Below are 16,432 nucleotides of genomic sequence, written 5' to 3' on the forward strand. Positions count from 1 at the left end.
CCTAAGTATCCACGGGGGTTTCCAAAGGGGGAGCGTGCTCCCCCTTTGGCGAGGGGGTCCGGGGGGCGAGCAGCCCCCCGGCTTCACCGCAAACAGTGGGGCAAGCAGCCCCCCGGGTTTCGCCCCGAAACGCTGGACCTCACGGCCCTCACGGATTACCTCTGACAAGCAGACGGAGACGCCCATGATCAAGCCCCCCCTGACCCTCTATCTCGCCGCCCCGCGCGGCTTTTGCGCGGGCGTTGACCGCGCAATCAAGATCGTCGAACTGGCGATCGCCAAATGGGGCGCGCCGGTCTTTGTGCGCCACGAGATCGTGCACAACAAATTCGTCGTCGACAGTCTGCGCGATCAGGGCGCGGTGTTCGTTGAAGAACTCGACGAATGCCCCGACGACCGCCCGGTCATTTTCTCCGCCCACGGCGTGCCCAAATCCGTCCCCAGCGCGGCGCAGGCGCGCAACATGACCTTTGTCGATGCCACCTGCCCGCTGGTTTCCAAGGTTCATATCGAAGCCGAGCGCCACTCGGAAAACGGCTTGCAGATGGTGATGATCGGCCACGCCGGCCACCCCGAGACCGTCGGCACCATGGGCCAGTTGCCGGACGGCGAAGTGCTGCTCGTCGAAACCGTCGCCGATGTCGCCACCATCACCCCGCGCGATCCGGCGAAGCTGGCCTTCATCACCCAGACCACCCTCTCGGTCGATGATACCGCCGACATCGTCGCCGCCCTGCACGCGCGCTTCCCGGCCATCATCGGCCCGCACAAGGAAGACATCTGCTACGCCACGACCAACCGGCAAGCGGCGGTCAAGGCGATCGCGGGCAAGATCGACGCGCTGCTGGTCATCGGCGCGCCCAATTCCTCGAACTCCAAGCGTCTGGTCGAAGTCGGTCGCGCCGCTGGCTGCGATTATTCCCAACTGATCCAGCGCGCGGATGAGATCGACTGGCGCGCCCTCGACGGCATCACGTCGGTCGGCCTGTCCGCCGGGGCCTCAGCCCCCGAGCGGCTGATCAACGAGGTCATCGACGCCTTCGCCGCCCGCTATGACCTGACCAAGGAAATCGTCGAAACCGCTGTCGAGAACGTCGAATTCAAAGTCCCCCGCGTGCTGCGAGTGCCCGCATGAGCCCCGAGTTCCTGCTGACCGCCTTCATCGTCTGCCTCGCCCCCGGCGTCGGCATTATCTACACGCTCTCGACCACGCTGGGCCGCGGCCTGCGCGCCGGGCTTTGGGCGGTGCTGGGGTGCACGCTGGCCACTGCTGTGCATCTCGGCTTTGCGCTGGCCGGGCTGGCGGCGGTGCTGCAAACCTCGGCGCTTTTGTTCACCACGATCAAATACCTCGGCGTCGCTTATCTGCTTTGGATGGCCTGGGGCACGCTGCAAGGCACCGGTGCGCTGCAGGTCCAGCCCGACGAAACCCGCCGCTCGCCGCTGTCGCTGGTCGGTCGCGGCATCCTCTTGAACATCCTCAACCCCAAGCTGCCGATGTTCTTCGTCGCCTTCCTGCCGCAGTTCATTCCCGCCGGTGATCCCCATGCCACCGCCCTGCTGATCCAGCTCGGCCTCGGCTTTGTCGCCATGACCGCCGCCGTCTTCCTGCTCTACGCCCTCGCCGCTGGCTGGCTGCGCAGCCGCGTACTGGGCTCCGAGCGCGCGATGACATGGATGCGCCGCGCCTTCGCCGCCTCCTTCGCGGCGCTGGGTGCACGCCTCGCCTTCGAGCGCGCATGAGCGACGCGCAGACCCTGTCGGTGTATGACCAGCGCGCGGCTGACTACGCCGCGATGGCCGACGCGCATCCCGCTCCGGAACTGACCGATTTCATTGCCCGCCTCGCCCCCGGCGCCCGCGTGCTCGATCTGGGCTGCGGCCCGGGCCGCGACTCGGCCCGCATGGCCGCCGCCGGGCTCAACCCCGATCCCGTCGATGCCTCGCCCCAGATGGTGTCGCTAGCCCGGGCCCAGGGCCTGCCAGCCCGGCTCGCCAGTTTCGATGACCCGCTGACCGAGCGGTATGATGCTGTCTGGGCCAGCTTCAGCCTGCTTCACGCGCCGCGCGCCGCCCTGCCCGGCCATCTGGCTGCGATCCATGCCGCGCTGAAACCCAAGGGGCTGTTCTTTTTGGGTCTCAAACTGGGCGAGGGTGAAAAACGCGATGCGCTGGGTCGCTTTTACACCTATTACACCCGCGACGCGCTGCACGCGCGACTCGCCGATACTGGCTTCACCCTCGTCTCGACCATCGAGCGCCGCGACACCGGCCTCTCGGGAAGCGAAGACCTTGGAATACTGATCCTGTCCCATGCCTGAACTCTACGCCTGGACCGATGGTGCCTGCAGCGGAAACCCCGGCCCCGGCGGCTGGGGCGTGCTGATGCGCGCCATGGATAACGATATCGTCGTCAAGGAGCGCACCCTTCAGGGCGGCGAAGCCGATACCACCAACAACCGCATGGAGCTGATGGCGGCCATCGCCGCGCTTGAAACGCTGACCCGACCGACCGAGCTGACCATCACCACCGACTCGGCCTATGTGAAGAACGGCGTCACCCAGTGGATTCACGGCTGGAAGCGCAACGGCTGGAAGACGGCCAGCAAGCAGCCGGTCAAGAATGTCGAACTCTGGCAACGCCTTGATGCCGCGCAAAAGCAACATCAGGTGACGTGGAAATGGATCAAGGGCCACGCCGGCCACGCCGAGAACGAGCGCGCCGATGAACTGGCCCGCGCCGGCATGGCCCCTTTCAAGCCATGAGTCTGCTGGTGGTGCTCGACTACCTGTCGGTCTTCATCTTCGCGCTAACCGGCGCGCTGGTGGCGAGCCGCGCGCAGCTGGACCTTCTGGGTTTCCTGTTCATCGCCTCGCTGACGGCGGTGGGCGGCGGCACGGTCCGCGACCTGCTTGTGAACCGCGAGGTCGTCTTCTGGATCGCCAACCCGTGGTACATCGGCACCGCCTGTGTGGCTGCCGTGCTGGTGTTCTTCACCGCGCATCTGCTGGAGAACCGCCGCCGGGCCATTGATTGGCTCGACGCGGGCGCGCTGGCCGTTGCCGTCCCTGCGGGGGTCGGGGTTGCGCTGAACCTCGGCCATGGCCCCGCCGTGGTGGTGATCATGGGCATGATGACCGGGGCCTTTGGAGGGCTGATGCGTGACGTCGTTTGCAACGAGGTGCCGCTGGTGTTGCGTCAGGGCGAACTCTACCTCTCCGCTGCTTTCGCCGGTGCGCTGGTTGCACTCGCCGTCCGCTTTGCCATCGGGCCGACGCCCCTCGCCCTGCTCGCCTGTGCCGTGGTGACGTTCCTGTTGCGCGCAGGCTCCATGGCCTTCGGCTGGAAGCTCCCGGTCTACAAATCCCGCCCGCCGCGCAACCGCATGTAGCCGCCGGGGCTTGACTTGCCCGCCCCACACCCCCACATCACATTCAACCCGATGAATGCGTGAGGCTCCCCATGTCCAGCAAGATCCGCCTGACCTGCCCTGACTGCGGCCAGACCAACCAGTTCCCCGCCGACAAGGCCGCCGCCGCGCCCAAATGCGGGATCTGCGGCCATGCGCTCAACGACGGCAAAGTCGCAAAGCTCGATCTCAAGACGCTGGAAAAGATGGCGAAGAACGATGACCTGCCGCTGCTGGTCGACTTCTGGGCACCGTGGTGCGGCCCCTGCCGCCAGATGGCCCCCGAGTTTGAAAAGGCCGCGCGCCAGCTCTCGCCCCGCGTCAGGCTCGCCAAGATCGACACCCAGTCGAACCCGGACGCCACCGTGCGCTACAACATCCGCGGCATCCCCGCCTTTATCCTCTTTCATCGCGGCCGCGAAGTCGCCCGCCTTGCCGGCGCACGCCCGGCCGCCGACCTGATCCGCTTCGTGGAAGAAAAGCTCACGCTGGTCGGCTGACCCCCGCGCCTGCACATTTTCTGTCTCTCAATATCCACGGGGTTTCCAAAGGGGCCCGTGGGCCCCTTTGGCGAGGGGAGCTCGAGGGGGCGAGCAGCCCCCTCGACCCCACCGCTTAACCCGGGCTCATGCCCCGCATCCTCTCATTCCGCCGCCGCAGCACTTCCAGTGTCGCCAGCAGGATGATCGACAGCGCCACCATCAGCGTCGCCACCGCCAGAATCGTCGGCGAGATCTGTTCGCGCAGCCCCAGGAACATCTGCCACGGCAGCGTCTGCTGCGCCGCCGAGCCGACGAAGATCACCACCACCACCTCATCGAACGAGGTGATGAAGGCGAAGAGAGCCCCCGAAATCACGCCCGGCAGGATCAACGGCAGCTGGACCTTGAAGAAGGTCTTCAGCGGCCCCGCCCCCATCGACGCCGCCGCCCGCGTCAGCGAGCGGTCGAAACCGACCAGTGTCGCGGTCACGGTGATGATGACGAAGGGAATGCCCAGGATCGCGTGGGCCAGCACGACGCCCCAATAGGTGCCCTGCAAGCCAATGGCGGAAAAGAAGAAATACATCCCCGCCGCCGAGATGATCAGCGGCACGATCATCGGCGAGATCAGGATCGCCATGATCGCGCGTTTGAAGGGGACGTGGCTCTGGCTCAGGCCAATTGCGGCCAATGTGCCCAGACTGACGGAAATCAGCGTCGCCATGGGCGCGATGGTCAGCGAGTTGCGCGTCGCCAGTTGCCAGTCGGGGTTGGTGAAGAAATCGAAATAATGGCGCAGCGAATACCCCGCCGGGTCCAGCGCCAGCATCTCGGGGGTAAAGGTGAAGTAGTTCTGCGCGTTGAAGCTGAGCGGAATGATCACCAGAATCGGGAACATCAGGTAGAAAAAGATCAGCCCGCAGATCACCCGGAACGCATAGTACCAGACCCGTTGCAGCGGCGTCGCATAGATGGGAAGTGCCATGTCTGATTACCCCAGCTTCACGTTGTCGATGCCGACCACACGGTCATACACCCAGTAGAGCACCATCACCGCAACCAGCAGGATCGTCCCCAGCGCCCCCACCAGTCCCCAGTTGCCCGAGACATACCACTGGTGCGCAATCCGGTTCGAGATGAACATCCCCGAGGGGCCGCCCACCAGTTCCGGCGTGATGTAATAGCCAACGGCCATGATGAAGACGAGGATCGCGCCCGCGCCGATACCGGGGATGGATTGCGGGAAATACACGCGCCAAAACGCCGTCCAGTCATTCGCACCCAGCGATTTCGCTGCACGGACATAGGTTGGCGGGATGGTCTTCATCACCGAATAAAGCGGCAGGATCATGAAGGGCAGCAGGATATGCGTCATCGCGATGATCACGCCGAACTTGTTGTTGACCATCTGAAAGCGGTTGTCATCCGCGATGATATGCGCCGAGACTAGGATCTGGTTGATCACGCCCTGATCCTGCAACAGCACCTTCCACGACGACGTCCGAACCAGAAGCGAGGTCCAGAAAGGCAGCAGAACCAGGATCAGCAACAGGTTGGCGTTGCGCTCTTTGATGTTCGCCAGCAAGAAGGCCACCGGATAACCCAGCAGCAGCGCCAGAAAGCAGATCAGCCCGGACATCCACGCGGTACGCCAGAACAGCATCTGATGCAGCGACTGGTTGTCGGGCATCGGCTCGATATGGCCAGAGACCATCGTGTAATCGACCGCTGCCAGATAGTAGCCGCCGGTCAGTGTGCTGGAATAAGCCTTGAGCGCGCGCCACGTGTCCAGATCGCCCCAGTTGCGGTGCAGATCGATCATGCGCTCGCGGAACGGGCCGTCGGTTTCCAGATCCCACCCCGGGACTTCCCGCTGGGCACGGCGGACCATGGTGGTAAAGCCTGCGGCCTCGAAATTCATCCGGCGCGCGACGTTCAGCGCCGTGCGCTCGGGAATGGCGACCTGCAGATCCTCGACCAGCGCGCGGAACACGGATTCGGGCGGCAGCTCGGTGCTGTCAACGTCCCAGACATCCAGTGCCGAAACGGTGTTGGGCAGGATTTCCTCGACGATGCCGTTCTCGACCGAGCGGAACAGCATCGAGGCGATGGGCATCAGGAAACCCAGACAAATAAAAATCAGCAAGGGAGCGATCAGCAGCAAGGCGCGGGCCTTCTGGCGTCTGAGCGCGCGGCCAAGCGAGCGCTTGAGCGGCTCGCCTCCGCGCATGTCCTGGCTGGCGGTATCGGTGGTCATCGCGTCGTCCCCCTGGGGTGCCGGTCCCCGTCTTTTTGCGGGAAGCCGGTCTGGTCAATGCGAAGGGCCGGCCCCGGATGGGGCCGGCCCTCAAAGTCTTACTGAGCCAGCCAAGCCTGGAAGCGGGCGTCGATCTCGTCGCGGTAGTCAGCCCACCACAGGTAGTTGGTCACGAAGGCACCGGTCATGTTGGCCGGATCGGTCGGCATATGCGGGGCCATTTCGATGCCCAGCGTTTCATGCTGACCCACCAGCGGTGCCGACGAGGCACGGGCCGGACCATACGAGATGTACTTGGCCTGATCGGCCAGACGCTGGGTGTCGGTCGCGAAATAGAGGAAGTCCATCACGCGGGCCAGACGATCCTCGGGCAGACCGGCGGGAACGACCCAACCGTCAATGTCGAGCATCTGGTAACCCCAGGCCATGCCGATCGGCTGGTCCTGCTCGGCGATCGCCGAGAACAGACGACCGTTATAGGTCGAGCCCATGAAGATCTCGCCATCGGCCAGCAGCTGCGGCACTTCGGCGGCAGCCGACCACCAGATGGTCTCGTCCTTGATGGTGTCGAGCATGGCAAACGCACGCTCAAGACCTTCTTCGGTCTCCAGCATCGCGTAGACTTCTTCATAGGGCACGCCGTCGCACAGCAGCGCCCATTCCATGTTGCCGACCGGACGACGGTTCAGCGCACGGCGGCCCGGATAGGTTTCCAGATCGAAGACCGCGCAGGCGTCGGTCGGGGCATCGACGCCCTCGGGCACCATGTCGGTGCGATAGCCGAAGGTCGTCGAGAAGACGATCTGCGGGATAAAGCACTCGGACACGATCATCGGGCCAAAGTCGACCGAGGCCAGCGTGCCATCGGGCGCAGCAGCCAGCTGCTCGTCGTGGTTGATCGGCATCGCCAGACCTTCATCGCACAGACGCAGCGAGTCCGCGGCTTCAACGTCGACCAGATCCCAGGTCACGTTGTTCGCTTCGGTCATCGCCCGCAGACGCGCAACGGCATCGGCCGAGCTTTCGTCGGTGATGATGTTGATGTCCGAATGCATCGCCAGATACGGCGTGAAATAGGCATTGGTTTGCGACGACTGATAGGCGCCGCCCCAGGAAACGATGGTCATGTCTTCGGCAGCGACGCTGCCGGCGCTCAGTGCGAGGATGCCAACGGCACCTTTCAGAACGGTGGTGATTTTCATGTTATAGTTCTCCCTAGTCGAACTTACCCGCTGTTGTCACAAACCGTCCTGCGGGCCCAGACGGCAAGAGATACCTGTGCGCCCTGCCCTCAGGCGTCGAGCGCGCGGCAATCTTCTGGGCGCCATCCGATGCGGATCTTGTCGCCCGCCGCAAGCCTGCGCTGGTCCTGCGCGTTGCGGTATTTCATGACGAAATCGTCGCGCCCGGCCACTTTCAGCCGGAAACGGAACGTGTCGCCCATATAGATGAATTCGAGCACCTCGGCATCGACCAGATGGGCATCGGGGTGCAGGCGCTCGGGGTTGGATTCGACCCGCTCAGGCCGGATCGACACGCGGGTGCGTTCGCCCACCGAGCTGACGTTCACCGGCTGCGCATCAACCAGCGTGCCGTCGTCCAGACGGACGGTGCAATGCTCGCCCTTGATGGTTTCGACCACGCCGTCCAGCTTGTTGTTTTCGCCAATGAACTGCGCGACGAAGCTGTTTTCCGGCCGCTCGTACAGATCTTCGGGCGGCGCAAGCTGCTGGATGCGGCCGTCGTTGAACACGGCAACCCGGTCCGACATTGTCAGCGCCTCGGTCTGGTCATGCGTCACGTAGACCGTGGTGATGCCCAGCGTATGCGCCAGATTGGTGATCTCGAACTGCATGTGTTCGCGCAGCTGCTTGTCCAGCGCGCCCAGCGGCTCGTCCATCAGCACCAGCTCGGGCTCGAACACCAGCGCGCGCGCCAGTGCGACGCGCTGTTGCTGGCCACCGGACAGTTGGGCCGGGCGGCGGTTGGCAAAGCTGACCATCTGCACCATGTCCAGCGCGCGGGTGATCTTGGCTTCGCGCTCGGACTTGCCAAGCCCCCGCACTTCCAAGGGAAAGGACAGGTTTTCAGCAATCGTCATGTGCGGAAAAAGCGCGTAGTTCTGAAACACCATGCCAATCCCGCGCTTGTGCGGCGGGATGTTGTTGATGGGCTTGCCGTCGAGAAGGATCTCGCCATGCGTGGCGGTCTCGAAGCCTGCGAGCATCATAAGGCAAGTTGTCTTGCCCGAGCCCGACGGGCCCAACATGGTGAGAAATTCACCTTTGGGCATACTGAGGTTCAGATCTTTGACAACGAGGATCTCGCCGTCATAGCTTTTCTGCACGCGATCAAAGACGACGAATCCGTCGGCGCGGGCTTGAGACACGTATGCTTCCCCCTGATGGAAGTTTTTGTTTTTATGTGTGTTTGCGTATATTTTTACGCATTATTGGTGCCTCAAGTTAAAGCAAGGCACTGACCGTATTTCAACCCATTATCGAGGAACGGCCACATGGGGAGGGTCAAAGGCGACAAATGGCGCGTGAATCGCGTCCTGTGCAGGAGAATGGCCTCATGAAGCATCGTTTCACAGGCGTTTGACCTTCGAGACAGGCTCGGGTCGGGTCCCCGGAGGGTTTTTCTCTGCAAGGGGAAAATGGTGCGGTCGAGAAGACTCGAACTTCCACGGGGGTTAGCCCACAGCGACCTCAACGCTGCGCGTCTACCAATTCCGCCACGACCGCACTTGGATTGGTGCGCTGCTCATAGCGGGTTCACCAAGGGATGTGAAGAGGGAATTCAGGCCGCTTCACGCATTTCTGCGCGGCCCGTAGCGGCGTTGCAGCAGCACCGCAGCGGCCACCGCCAGAAACAGGGCAGCGATAGCCACCAGTCCGGCTTTGCCGTCTGCACAAAAGATCCCCCGGTGCATGATCCGTTCGGGAAAAAGGGTGAAAAGCGCGGTCGCAGCCAGCCCGAAATGGTAGATCCCGCGCATCGTTCCGCGACGGCCGGCGATACCGCCGAGGGTCGCCGCACGCAGACCCCGGACCAGCGCTAACAGCGTCCACAGCGACAGCGCGGTGCAGCCGGTCACGGCGGTGGCGATAGAGTGCCAGCGGCCCCAGCAGCAGGACCAGAACCGCCTAAGCGACATGGATCCGGATCGCCGGGGGGTGCTTGAATAATCGGGGCAAGGCTTGTCATTGGAGGGCCTCGTCGCGTCTTTATGCGTTGAGGTCGATTGCCCCCCAGTCCCGGTTGGTCGTGGTCCGAGACGTGAAAAACACGAAGATCTGCGTGAACGATACCGCCTGCGCCTTGCGCTTCGTGAAATGCACGCAGCGTTCAGCCGTCCCGGCCCCTGGCTTATTGTCGCCGCGGTCGTGGTCGCCCTAGCGGATTCAAGGCCGTTCGGCACGCTGACCTCATTGGGATTCACCGCGCGCCTGACGTATTGGGCGGCGGTGGTCGTGCTGACACTGGGCGCGGGATGGCTGGCCATTCAGGGGTGCGTGCATGCGCTGGCGCGGCGGGGAATCGGGCGGATCGGGCACTGGCTGATCGCCAGCCTGACGGTTTCGGCGGTGACGGCGGCGGTGCTGGGGATGTTCAACATTCTGGCCTTTGGCTTTTACGTCACCGACCGGGGCGCGGCGGTCGACTTGCTGGCCTTGACCGTACCGATCGCGCTGGTCGTCACCGCGGCCTTCATCTGCCCCCCCCGCCCGCCACGCCGTAAACCACCAGCCCGCAACCGCCGCGCCTGTTGGCCCGGCTGCGGCTGGACAAGCGGTTCAGGCTGATCTCGCTGTCGATACAGGATCACTCTGTCGAGGCGGTGACCCTCCGCGGCCGCGACCTGCGGCTGATGCGCCTGTCCGACGCCATCGCCGAAACCGGCGGCGACGGCGGCTCACAGGTGCACCGTTCGCACTGGGTGGCGCTGGATCAGGGGCGCGCGGAGCGGCGCGAGGGCACGCGCGGGCTGTTGACCCTGTCGGACGGGCACGAGATCCCCGTCAGCCGCACCTATGCCGCCGCAGCGAAAGCGGCCGGGCTGTTCTGAACCCGGCCGCTTTATTAAGCGTCAGTGATTACTTGCTCGCAGCTGGCGCGACGGGCGTCTGAACCTGCGCCTGCACCGGTGCCGCCATGCTCGGCGCGCTTCCGGTGGCCCCGTTGACCGCCGCCATGATCAGCGCATTGCGCGAGGCCGGGCCGGGCTGAAACGCCACCTCGGTTGTCATCGCGGTGGGGATGCTGGCGGTGAACCAGTCGGCGGCCAGATCGCGGCGCTGCACGGCGCCGATGCCCTGCATCAGGTGATGCGCGGGCAACTCGCCATAGGCGGTTTCGCCCAGTGCGGTCAGGATCAGCGCCGACCCCAGTGCCACCGGCAGGTTGTCGGTCGCATAGCCACTGGACAGACAGACCCGCGCGTTCATCGCCAGATCGCTGGTGCTCATCCCCGAGGTCAGCATCCATTGCGTCATCCCGGCCAGCACCACGTCACGCGGCTGCAGCGACAGGGCGGAAACATTGGCCTGCAGGGCGGTCGCCAGACCAGCGCACTGACCGGCCACGTCCTGCGGTGCCACGCCAAGCTGCGCCATCATCGCTTCGCCATCGGCGATGGCATAGCCGCGTGCCAGGCAGAACTGTTCGTTCAGGGTAAACACCGGATCGGTCATCGTGTTCACATCGCTGTAACCGCCGTTGGCCGAGGTCACCAGACCCACGCGGTTGCAATGCGACGCGAGTGAAGTCTGTGCCGGACGGCTGCCGCCGCCGAAGAAGTTGGGCATACCGCCGCCAGTCGCGGTAACGCCCGGCGCCGCCGCGTTGGGGTTTTGCACCATCGGCTGTGCTGCCGAGACCGGCGGGGCCAGCGGCGAGTCGCCTTGTCCACCCAGCGCGGCCACCGTGGTGGTCCCGCCTTCATTCAGGCGGCACGACGATTGCTGGCAGTCGAACATCGCGGGCGTGGCGTTGTTGGACTGAAAGTCGTTGCGGCGATAGCCGTCGGGCGTGGACACAAACACCTGCACCGTGCAGGCCTGCGCGTTACACCAGAAGGCCGAGCCGGTCACCGAGGTGTCGATGATGTAGTCGGTGCGCCCGTCACCGTTCAGATCCGAAAGCTGCACGAAGCCCGATCGCTGCACCAGCTGCTCGGCCGTCGGGTCCGAACTGGCGGCGATTTCATCGACCGCGTCAGCCACTTCGCCTGGCAGCCCATAAGCCCCGGCAGAGCGAATGCGGGTGCCGCCGCCCTGCATCTCGTCGCGCACGACGGTCAGCAACCCGCGCAAGCCGTCCTGATGGCGCTGCGTGACGCGCGTCACCTCGGGCCCGCCGATCTGCGCGCGCTGATAGGCCGAGATCAGGACCTGCCGCTCGAACACGGCCAGCGTGCCCGTAACCGGAAAGCCCAGATAGGCCTGATACTGCGAAATCCCGGCGCGGGACTGGCGGCCAAGCACCCCATCGGGCGTACCGACGTTGAAATAGAAATGGTTGAGGGCAGTCTGCACCTCACGCGCCTCTTGCCGGGCGGCCGAGGGCACGACATAGCGCGTGGTGCGCGTCGGTCGGCGCTGGCCCTGAATGGCCCCACCGATAATTCCACCGATAATTCCGCCCGCGATGGCGCTGCCGACATCGGCGCGGGCCTGACCGACCGAACCGGTCATCAATGCCGCCACAAGCGCGGTCGTCGTGAAAATCTTGCGGTTCATGATACCCCCAACATAATAAAGCAACCCTATGGCGAGAAGCGTAGCACCCAGACTCGCAAATCGCCAAGCACGGATTGCCCGTCAAAGACGATTCGGACCCAGCAATCATTGACCCTAGCCCTTGGTTCGTTACCTTTCGCCTAACGAGACAATCAGGCGTACAGAAAAATGGAATGGTCGGTGCTGCCCGGGCTTCAGCCCTATCCCGAGACCCTGGCAGCGATGGAGGCCCGCGTGGCCGAGATCAGCGCGGGCACCGCGGACGAGGCCGTCTGGCTGCTTGAACACCCGCCGCTTTACACCGCCGGCACCTCGGCCCGGATCGAGGATCTGACCGATCCTGACCGTTTCCCCGTCTTCAAGGCCGGGCGCGGCGGGCAGTACACCTATCACGGGCCGGGTCAGCGCGTGGCCTATACTATGCTCGATCTGAACCGCCGGGGTCGCGATGTGCGCTGCTTCGTCAATCAGCTGGAAGACTGGGTGATCCGCACACTGGGGGAGTTCAATGTGACGGGCGAGCGGCGCGCGGGGCGCGTTGGCGTCTGGGTCACCCGGCCCGACAAGGCGCCCAACCTCGACGACACCGTGCGAGAGGACAAGATCGCCGCGATCGGGGTCAAGCTGCGGCGCTGGGTCAGCTTTCACGGCATCTCGGTCAACGTCGAGCCGGATCTGGAGCATTTTTCCGGCATCGTGCCCTGCGGGATCAAGGAGCACGGGGTGACCTCGCTGGTCGATCTGGGGCTGCCGGTGACGATGGACGATCTGGACGTCGCTCTGCGGCGACAGTTCGACGGGGTGTTCGGGGCTGTCGCGCCGCGTTGACGTCGTGTTGACAGCTCAGGCGGCGAATTCGTTGGTTTCTTCAGAAAGCCGCTCGTAACGATACAGGGCCTTAACCCTTTCCACAGGAAATTCCTTATGCCCCTGGCACCTCTGGCCACCCGCGTGTCGCGGGTCTTGGCGTCTGCCCTCGTGTTGACCGCTGGCCTTGGCCTGCCCGCCTTCGCGCAGGATCTGCACGCTGACTGGTCCAGCTTCAACGTGTTCAACGATTCCAGCCGTCCGATGATCGCCTATGCCGTGCAGCTGAGCAGCGGGCATTATACCGCCAATCAGTTGGCCGGACCGATGCAACCCGGCATCGGCCTGACCCTGAACCTGCAGGGCATGCTGGACGATGCCTGCGATCATGCCACCCGGATCGTCTGGGACGATGGCACGCCGCAGGATCTGATGGTGCCCTATTGCACGCTGGCGGCGGTGACGTTGACCGACAAGGGCGTCGCGTTCGAGTGATGCGCCCGGATGAGGCGGCCCAGCCGCTTCATCCCCTCTGCGATCATCGCTTCATCAGCGCATGAGAACGCAAGCCGCAGTGTGTTGCCGTTCGAGCCATCGGCGAAGAACGCGCGGCCCGGCACGAAGGCGACCTTCTCGGTCTTGAGCGACTGCGCCAGCAGCTCGGCCCCGTCCATGCCCTCGGGCAGAGTCATCCAGACGAACATGCCGCCCTCAGGCTTGGTCCAGCGCACGCCCTCGGGCATGTGTTGCGCCAGCGCCGCCAGCATTGCGTCGCGGCGGGCAGCGTAGACCGAACGCAATCTGGCGACATGCTCGGGGAAGATCGCGCGGGCAACGTGATCGGTGGCGATCTGGTTCAGGGTCGGGGAATGCAGGTCCGCGGCCTGCTTCATCAACACCAGCCGGGCGATCACCGGCTTTGCCGCGACGACCCAGCCCACACGAAGCCCCGGCGAGAGCACCTTGGAGAACGAACCGCAATAGATCGTGCGGCACGCCTCAAGATCGCCCTTGCGCGCCAGCTCCAGCGCCAGAATCGGCGCGACCGGTGCGCCGTCATACCGCAGAACCTGATAGGCGGCGTCCTCGATCACGGCGATGTCCAGCGACTCGGCCATGTCGAGCAGTGCCTCACGCCCCGCCCGATCCAGCGTCTCGCCGGTGGGGTTGGCGAAATCGGCCGAGAGATAGGCGAATTTCACCCGCCCCCCGGCCTCGGCAGCCGCCTCGGCCAGCGCTTCGACGGGCCGGTTGCTGTGCGGATCAAGGCGTTCGTAGCGGGGCTGATAGGCGTTGAACGCCCCCAAGGCACCCATGTAGGTCGGCCAGGTGACCAGTGCCGTGTCGTCGGGATCAAGGAAGAGCTTCCCCAGATAATCAAGCGCTTGCTGTGAGCCCGAGGTGATCAGGATGTTGTCCGCATCGCAGGGCACGCCAATGTCAGCCATCTGCCCGGCGATCCAGTCGCGCAACGGCCGATAGCCTTCGGACACCGAATACTGCAACGCGCCGCCCGAGGCCGGGCCGGTCAACGTCGCTTGCATCGCGTCGGCAAAGGCCTGCGTCGGAAACAGGGCGGGATCCGGGATGCCACCAGCAAAAGAGATGATCTCGGGCTGATCCAAAAGTTTCAAAAGCTCGCGGATCTCGGATGCTTTCATGCGTGTATTGCGCTCGGCGAGCACTTTTTGCCAATCCATGACCATTCTCCTACGAAATCGGAGCGGAGAAGGCGCCCGACCGGGCACTATGTCAATGCAGCTGACCTATTGTTACAGCCCTGCCCCGGAATTTGTGATCACCCCGGGCGGATCAGGGCCTCAGGACGGCCCGCGCCGGTGGAAATCGGGGGCGAATCCCGTGTGTCCCCCAGAATGACCATGATCTGCATCAAATTTTTCCACTCTGCGACATCAGGGACGTTGCCGCCGCGCGCCGGGCAATCTAGAACGGATCAAGGTCTCTGCTGCGGTTCTGCGCCGCAGCGGGGGATTCCGCGCAATGAAAAAATTCGCCTAGGGATACGGGAGCAACTCATGGCCAACGCAGCCGCTCATGGACATGAAGACCAGCGAGGGTTCTTTACCCGCTGGTTCATGTCCACCAACCACAAGGACATCGGCGTCCTTTATCTGTTCACCGCAGGACTTGTGGGTTTTGTCGCAGTAGCGCTCACCGTCTTCATGCGCCTTGAGCTGATGCACCCCGGCGTGCAGCACATGTGCATGGAAGGCGCGCGCCTGTTGGCCAGCTCGGATTGCGAAACGCCCAACGGCCATCTGTGGAACGTGCTCGTCACCGCCCACGGCGTCCTGATGATGTTCTTCGTCGTCATCCCGGCGCTGTTCGGCGGTTTCGGCAACTACTTCATGCCGCTGCACATCGGTGCGCCGGACATGGCGTTCCCGCGCCTCAACAACCTGAGCTACTGGCTCTATGTCGCCGGCGCTTCGCTGGCGGTCGTCTCGCTGTTCGTCCCGGGCGGTGAAGGCCAGAACGGCGCAGGTACCGGCTGGGTTCTGTACCCGCCGCTGTCGACCCGTGAGTCGGGCTACTCGATGGACTTCGCGATCTTCGCCGTTCACCTGTCGGGTGCCTCGTCGATCCTGGGTGCGATCAACATCATCACCACCTTCCTGAACATGCGCGCTCCGGGCATGACGCTGCACAAAGTGCCGCTATTCGCCTGGTCGGTGTTCGTCACCGCGTGGATGATCCTGCTGGCGCTGCCGGTTCTGGCCGGTGCCATCACCATGCTGCTGACCGACCGCAACTTCGGCACGACGTTCTTTGACCCGGCCGGTGGCGGGGACCCGATCCTGTACCAGCATATCCTGTGGTTCTTTGGCCACCCGGAAGTGTACATCATCATCATCCCCGGCTTCGGTATCGTCAGCCACGTCATCGCCACCTTCTCGCGCAAGCCGATCTTTGGCTATCTGCCGATGGTCTATGCGATGGTCGCGATTGCGGCGCTGGGCTTTGTCGTCTGGGCGCACCACATGTACACCGTGGGTATGTCGCTGACCCAGCAGACGTATTTCATGATGGCCACGATGACGATCGCCGTGCCAACCGGCGTCAAGATCTTCAGCTGGATCGCTACGATGTGGCGCGGCTCGCTGTCGTTTGAAACGCCGATGCTGTGGGCCTTTGGCTTCCTGTTCCTGTTCACCGTTGGCGGTGTGACCGGTATCGTGCTCAGCCAGGCCCCTGTCGACCGCATCTATCACGACACCTATTACGTCGTCGCACACTTCCACTACGTGATGTCGCTGGGCGCCGTCTTTGCGCTGTTCGCCGGGATCTACTACTGGATTGGCAAGATGTCGGGCCGTCAGTACCCGGAATGGGCAGGCAAGCTGCACTTCTGGGCGATGTTCATCGGTGCCAACCTGACCTTCTTCCCGCAGCACTTCCTGGGTCGTCAGGGCATGCCGCGCCGGTACATCGACTATCCGGAAGCCTTTGCGCTGTGGAACTACGTCAGCTCGCTGGGCGCGTTCCTGTCCTTCGCGTCGTTCGTGTTCTTCATCGGCGTTGTGTTCTACACGCTGTTCTTCGGCAAACGCGTCACCGAGAACAACTACTGGAACGAGCACGCCGACACGCTGGAATGGACCCTGCCCTGCCCGCCGCCGGAGCACACGTTCGAGCAGCTGCCCAAGCGTGAAGACTGGGATCACAGCCACGCCCACTAAGGCACACCATTTCGAAAGGCCCCGGTTCACC

At 64.0% G+C, this 16,432-nt stretch carries 17 protein-coding genes, 1 tRNA gene and 1 pseudogene; 11 read left to right on the forward strand and 8 right to left on the reverse strand.

Features of this window, described 5'->3' with window-relative positions; all coding sequences use genetic code 11:
- Positions 1-184 precede the first annotated feature (184 nt).
- The 6 genes from ispH to trxC all read left to right on the forward strand — a co-directional run bounded on the left by ispH (position 185) and on the right by trxC (position 3,910).
- On the forward strand, positions 185-1,135 hold the full coding sequence (gene ispH / locus EAE28_RS05485) for a 4-hydroxy-3-methylbut-2-enyl diphosphate reductase (RefSeq protein ID WP_127104834.1): 951 nt from the start codon (positions 185-187) through the stop codon (positions 1,133-1,135).
- Positions 1,132-1,743: a LysE family translocator gene (locus EAE28_RS05490; protein ID WP_127104835.1), complete on the forward strand. Its 612-nt coding sequence runs from the start codon at positions 1,132-1,134 to the stop codon at positions 1,741-1,743. Before ispH ends, EAE28_RS05490 begins: the two co-directional genes overlap by 4 nt.
- The gene (locus EAE28_RS05495; RefSeq protein ID WP_127104836.1) at positions 1,740-2,321 is read left to right on the forward strand and encodes a class I SAM-dependent DNA methyltransferase; all 582 of its coding nucleotides are present in this window, start codon (positions 1,740-1,742) and stop codon (positions 2,319-2,321) included. The genes EAE28_RS05490 and EAE28_RS05495 overlap by 4 nt, the downstream gene beginning before the upstream one ends.
- Positions 2,314-2,766, forward strand: coding sequence for a ribonuclease HI (gene rnhA / locus EAE28_RS05500; RefSeq protein WP_127104837.1), 453 nt, complete (start codon positions 2,314-2,316; stop codon positions 2,764-2,766). Before EAE28_RS05495 ends, rnhA begins: the two co-directional genes overlap by 8 nt.
- The gene (locus EAE28_RS05505) at positions 2,763-3,392 is read left to right on the forward strand and encodes a trimeric intracellular cation channel family protein (RefSeq protein WP_127104838.1); all 630 of its coding nucleotides are present in this window, start codon (positions 2,763-2,765) and stop codon (positions 3,390-3,392) included. The genes rnhA and EAE28_RS05505 overlap by 4 nt, the downstream gene beginning before the upstream one ends.
- A gap of 71 nt (positions 3,393-3,463) precedes the next feature.
- Complete coding sequence (gene trxC, locus EAE28_RS05510; protein WP_127104839.1) at positions 3,464-3,910, forward strand: thioredoxin TrxC; 447 nt, start codon at positions 3,464-3,466, stop codon at positions 3,908-3,910.
- Positions 3,911-4,025: 115 nt separating this feature from the next.
- Here trxC and EAE28_RS24160 read toward each other — a convergent pair whose 3' ends face one another.
- The 6 genes from EAE28_RS24160 to EAE28_RS05540 form a co-directional block, all read right to left on the reverse strand.
- A complete protein-coding gene (locus tag EAE28_RS24160; protein WP_127104840.1) occupies positions 4,026-4,877 on the reverse strand; it encodes an ABC transporter permease in 852 nt (283 codons plus the stop codon).
- A gap of 6 nt (positions 4,878-4,883) precedes the next feature.
- A complete protein-coding gene (locus EAE28_RS24165; RefSeq protein WP_127104841.1) occupies positions 4,884-6,149 on the reverse strand; it encodes an ABC transporter permease in 1,266 nt (421 codons plus the stop codon).
- A gap of 98 nt (positions 6,150-6,247) precedes the next feature.
- Entirely contained in the window at positions 6,248-7,351 is a 1,104-nt protein-coding gene (locus EAE28_RS05525) for an extracellular solute-binding protein (RefSeq protein WP_127104842.1), read from the reverse strand.
- Positions 7,352-7,440: 89 nt separating this feature from the next.
- Entirely contained in the window at positions 7,441-8,538 is a 1,098-nt protein-coding gene (locus EAE28_RS05530; RefSeq protein WP_127104843.1) for an ABC transporter ATP-binding protein, read from the reverse strand.
- Between the two features lie 271 nt (positions 8,539-8,809).
- Positions 8,810-8,896: transfer RNA gene (locus tag EAE28_RS05535), tRNA-Leu, on the reverse strand.
- Between the two features lie 65 nt (positions 8,897-8,961).
- Positions 8,962-9,309, reverse strand: a complete 348-nt coding sequence (locus EAE28_RS05540; RefSeq protein WP_127104844.1) for a DUF2306 domain-containing protein — start codon at positions 9,307-9,309, stop codon at positions 8,962-8,964.
- A 178-nt stretch (positions 9,310-9,487) separates the two neighbouring features.
- Here EAE28_RS05540 and EAE28_RS05545 point away from each other — a divergent pair, with 178 nt between their 5' ends.
- Positions 9,488-9,958: a hypothetical protein gene (locus EAE28_RS05545; RefSeq protein WP_127104845.1), complete on the forward strand. Its 471-nt coding sequence runs from the start codon at positions 9,488-9,490 to the stop codon at positions 9,956-9,958.
- Positions 9,922-10,221, forward strand: coding sequence for a LytTR family DNA-binding domain-containing protein (locus EAE28_RS05550; protein WP_281279575.1), 300 nt, complete (start codon positions 9,922-9,924; stop codon positions 10,219-10,221). The genes EAE28_RS05545 and EAE28_RS05550 overlap by 37 nt, the downstream gene beginning before the upstream one ends.
- 28 nt (positions 10,222-10,249) lie before the next feature.
- Here EAE28_RS05550 and EAE28_RS05555 read toward each other — a convergent pair whose 3' ends face one another.
- Positions 10,250-11,893, reverse strand: a complete 1,644-nt coding sequence (locus tag EAE28_RS05555; protein ID WP_127104847.1) for a peptidoglycan-binding domain-containing protein — start codon at positions 11,891-11,893, stop codon at positions 10,250-10,252.
- Between the two features lie 165 nt (positions 11,894-12,058).
- Here EAE28_RS05555 and lipB point away from each other — a divergent pair.
- Positions 12,059-12,721: pseudogene (gene lipB / locus EAE28_RS05560) on the forward strand (lipoyl(octanoyl) transferase LipB); the annotation flags it as partial.
- A gap of 96 nt (positions 12,722-12,817) precedes the next feature.
- Positions 12,818-13,195 carry a hypothetical protein gene (locus EAE28_RS05565; RefSeq protein ID WP_127104849.1) on the forward strand — a complete coding sequence of 126 codons (378 nt, stop codon included), beginning with the start codon at positions 12,818-12,820 and terminating at the stop codon, positions 13,193-13,195.
- Here EAE28_RS05565 and EAE28_RS05570 read toward each other — a convergent pair.
- Entirely contained in the window at positions 13,141-14,400 is a 1,260-nt protein-coding gene (locus tag EAE28_RS05570) for an aminotransferase-like domain-containing protein (protein ID WP_127104850.1), read from the reverse strand. The genes EAE28_RS05565 and EAE28_RS05570 overlap by 55 nt on opposite strands.
- A gap of 336 nt (positions 14,401-14,736) precedes the next feature.
- Between EAE28_RS05570 and ctaD the strand changes: the two genes are divergently transcribed.
- Complete coding sequence (gene ctaD, locus EAE28_RS05575) at positions 14,737-16,401, forward strand: cytochrome c oxidase subunit I (RefSeq protein WP_127104851.1); 1,665 nt, start codon at positions 14,737-14,739, stop codon at positions 16,399-16,401.
- Positions 16,402-16,432: the final 31 nt, after the last annotated feature.

Source organism: Pararhodobacter zhoushanensis, assembly GCF_003990445.1.
In the GTDB taxonomy this organism is placed as follows: domain Bacteria; phylum Pseudomonadota; class Alphaproteobacteria; order Rhodobacterales; family Rhodobacteraceae; genus Pararhodobacter; species Pararhodobacter zhoushanensis.

Excerpts from the sequence above, each read along its gene's own strand:
- EAE28_RS05570 (WP_127104850.1), bottom strand. The coding sequence starts at position 14,400 with ATGGATTGGCAAAAAGTGCTCGCCGAGCGCAATACACGCATGAAAGCA.
- trxC (WP_127104839.1), top strand. The coding sequence starts at position 3,464 with ATGTCCAGCAAGATCCGCCTGACCTGCCCTGACTGCGGCCAGACCAAC.
- EAE28_RS05490 (WP_127104835.1), top strand. The coding sequence starts at position 1,132 with ATGAGCCCCGAGTTCCTGCTGACCGCCTTCATCGTCTGCCTCGCCCCC.
- EAE28_RS05540 (WP_127104844.1), bottom strand. The coding sequence starts at position 9,309 with ATGTCGCTTAGGCGGTTCTGGTCCTGCTGCTGGGGCCGCTGGCACTCT.
- EAE28_RS05495 (WP_127104836.1), top strand. The coding sequence starts at position 1,740 with ATGAGCGACGCGCAGACCCTGTCGGTGTATGACCAGCGCGCGGCTGAC.
- EAE28_RS05545 (WP_127104845.1), top strand. The coding sequence starts at position 9,488 with ATGCACGCAGCGTTCAGCCGTCCCGGCCCCTGGCTTATTGTCGCCGCG.
- ctaD (WP_127104851.1), top strand. The coding sequence starts at position 14,737 with ATGGCCAACGCAGCCGCTCATGGACATGAAGACCAGCGAGGGTTCTTT.
- EAE28_RS24160 (WP_127104840.1), bottom strand. The coding sequence starts at position 4,877 with ATGGCACTTCCCATCTATGCGACGCCGCTGCAACGGGTCTGGTACTAT.
- EAE28_RS05555 (WP_127104847.1), bottom strand. The coding sequence starts at position 11,893 with ATGAACCGCAAGATTTTCACGACGACCGCGCTTGTGGCGGCATTGATG.
- EAE28_RS24165 (WP_127104841.1), bottom strand. The coding sequence starts at position 6,149 with ATGACCACCGATACCGCCAGCCAGGACATGCGCGGAGGCGAGCCGCTC.
- rnhA (WP_127104837.1), top strand. The coding sequence starts at position 2,314 with ATGCCTGAACTCTACGCCTGGACCGATGGTGCCTGCAGCGGAAACCCC.
- ispH (WP_127104834.1), top strand. The coding sequence starts at position 185 with ATGATCAAGCCCCCCCTGACCCTCTATCTCGCCGCCCCGCGCGGCTTT.
- EAE28_RS05505 (WP_127104838.1), top strand. The coding sequence starts at position 2,763 with ATGAGTCTGCTGGTGGTGCTCGACTACCTGTCGGTCTTCATCTTCGCG.
- EAE28_RS05565 (WP_127104849.1), top strand. The coding sequence starts at position 12,818 with ATGCCCCTGGCACCTCTGGCCACCCGCGTGTCGCGGGTCTTGGCGTCT.
- EAE28_RS05525 (WP_127104842.1), bottom strand. The coding sequence starts at position 7,351 with ATGAAAATCACCACCGTTCTGAAAGGTGCCGTTGGCATCCTCGCACTG.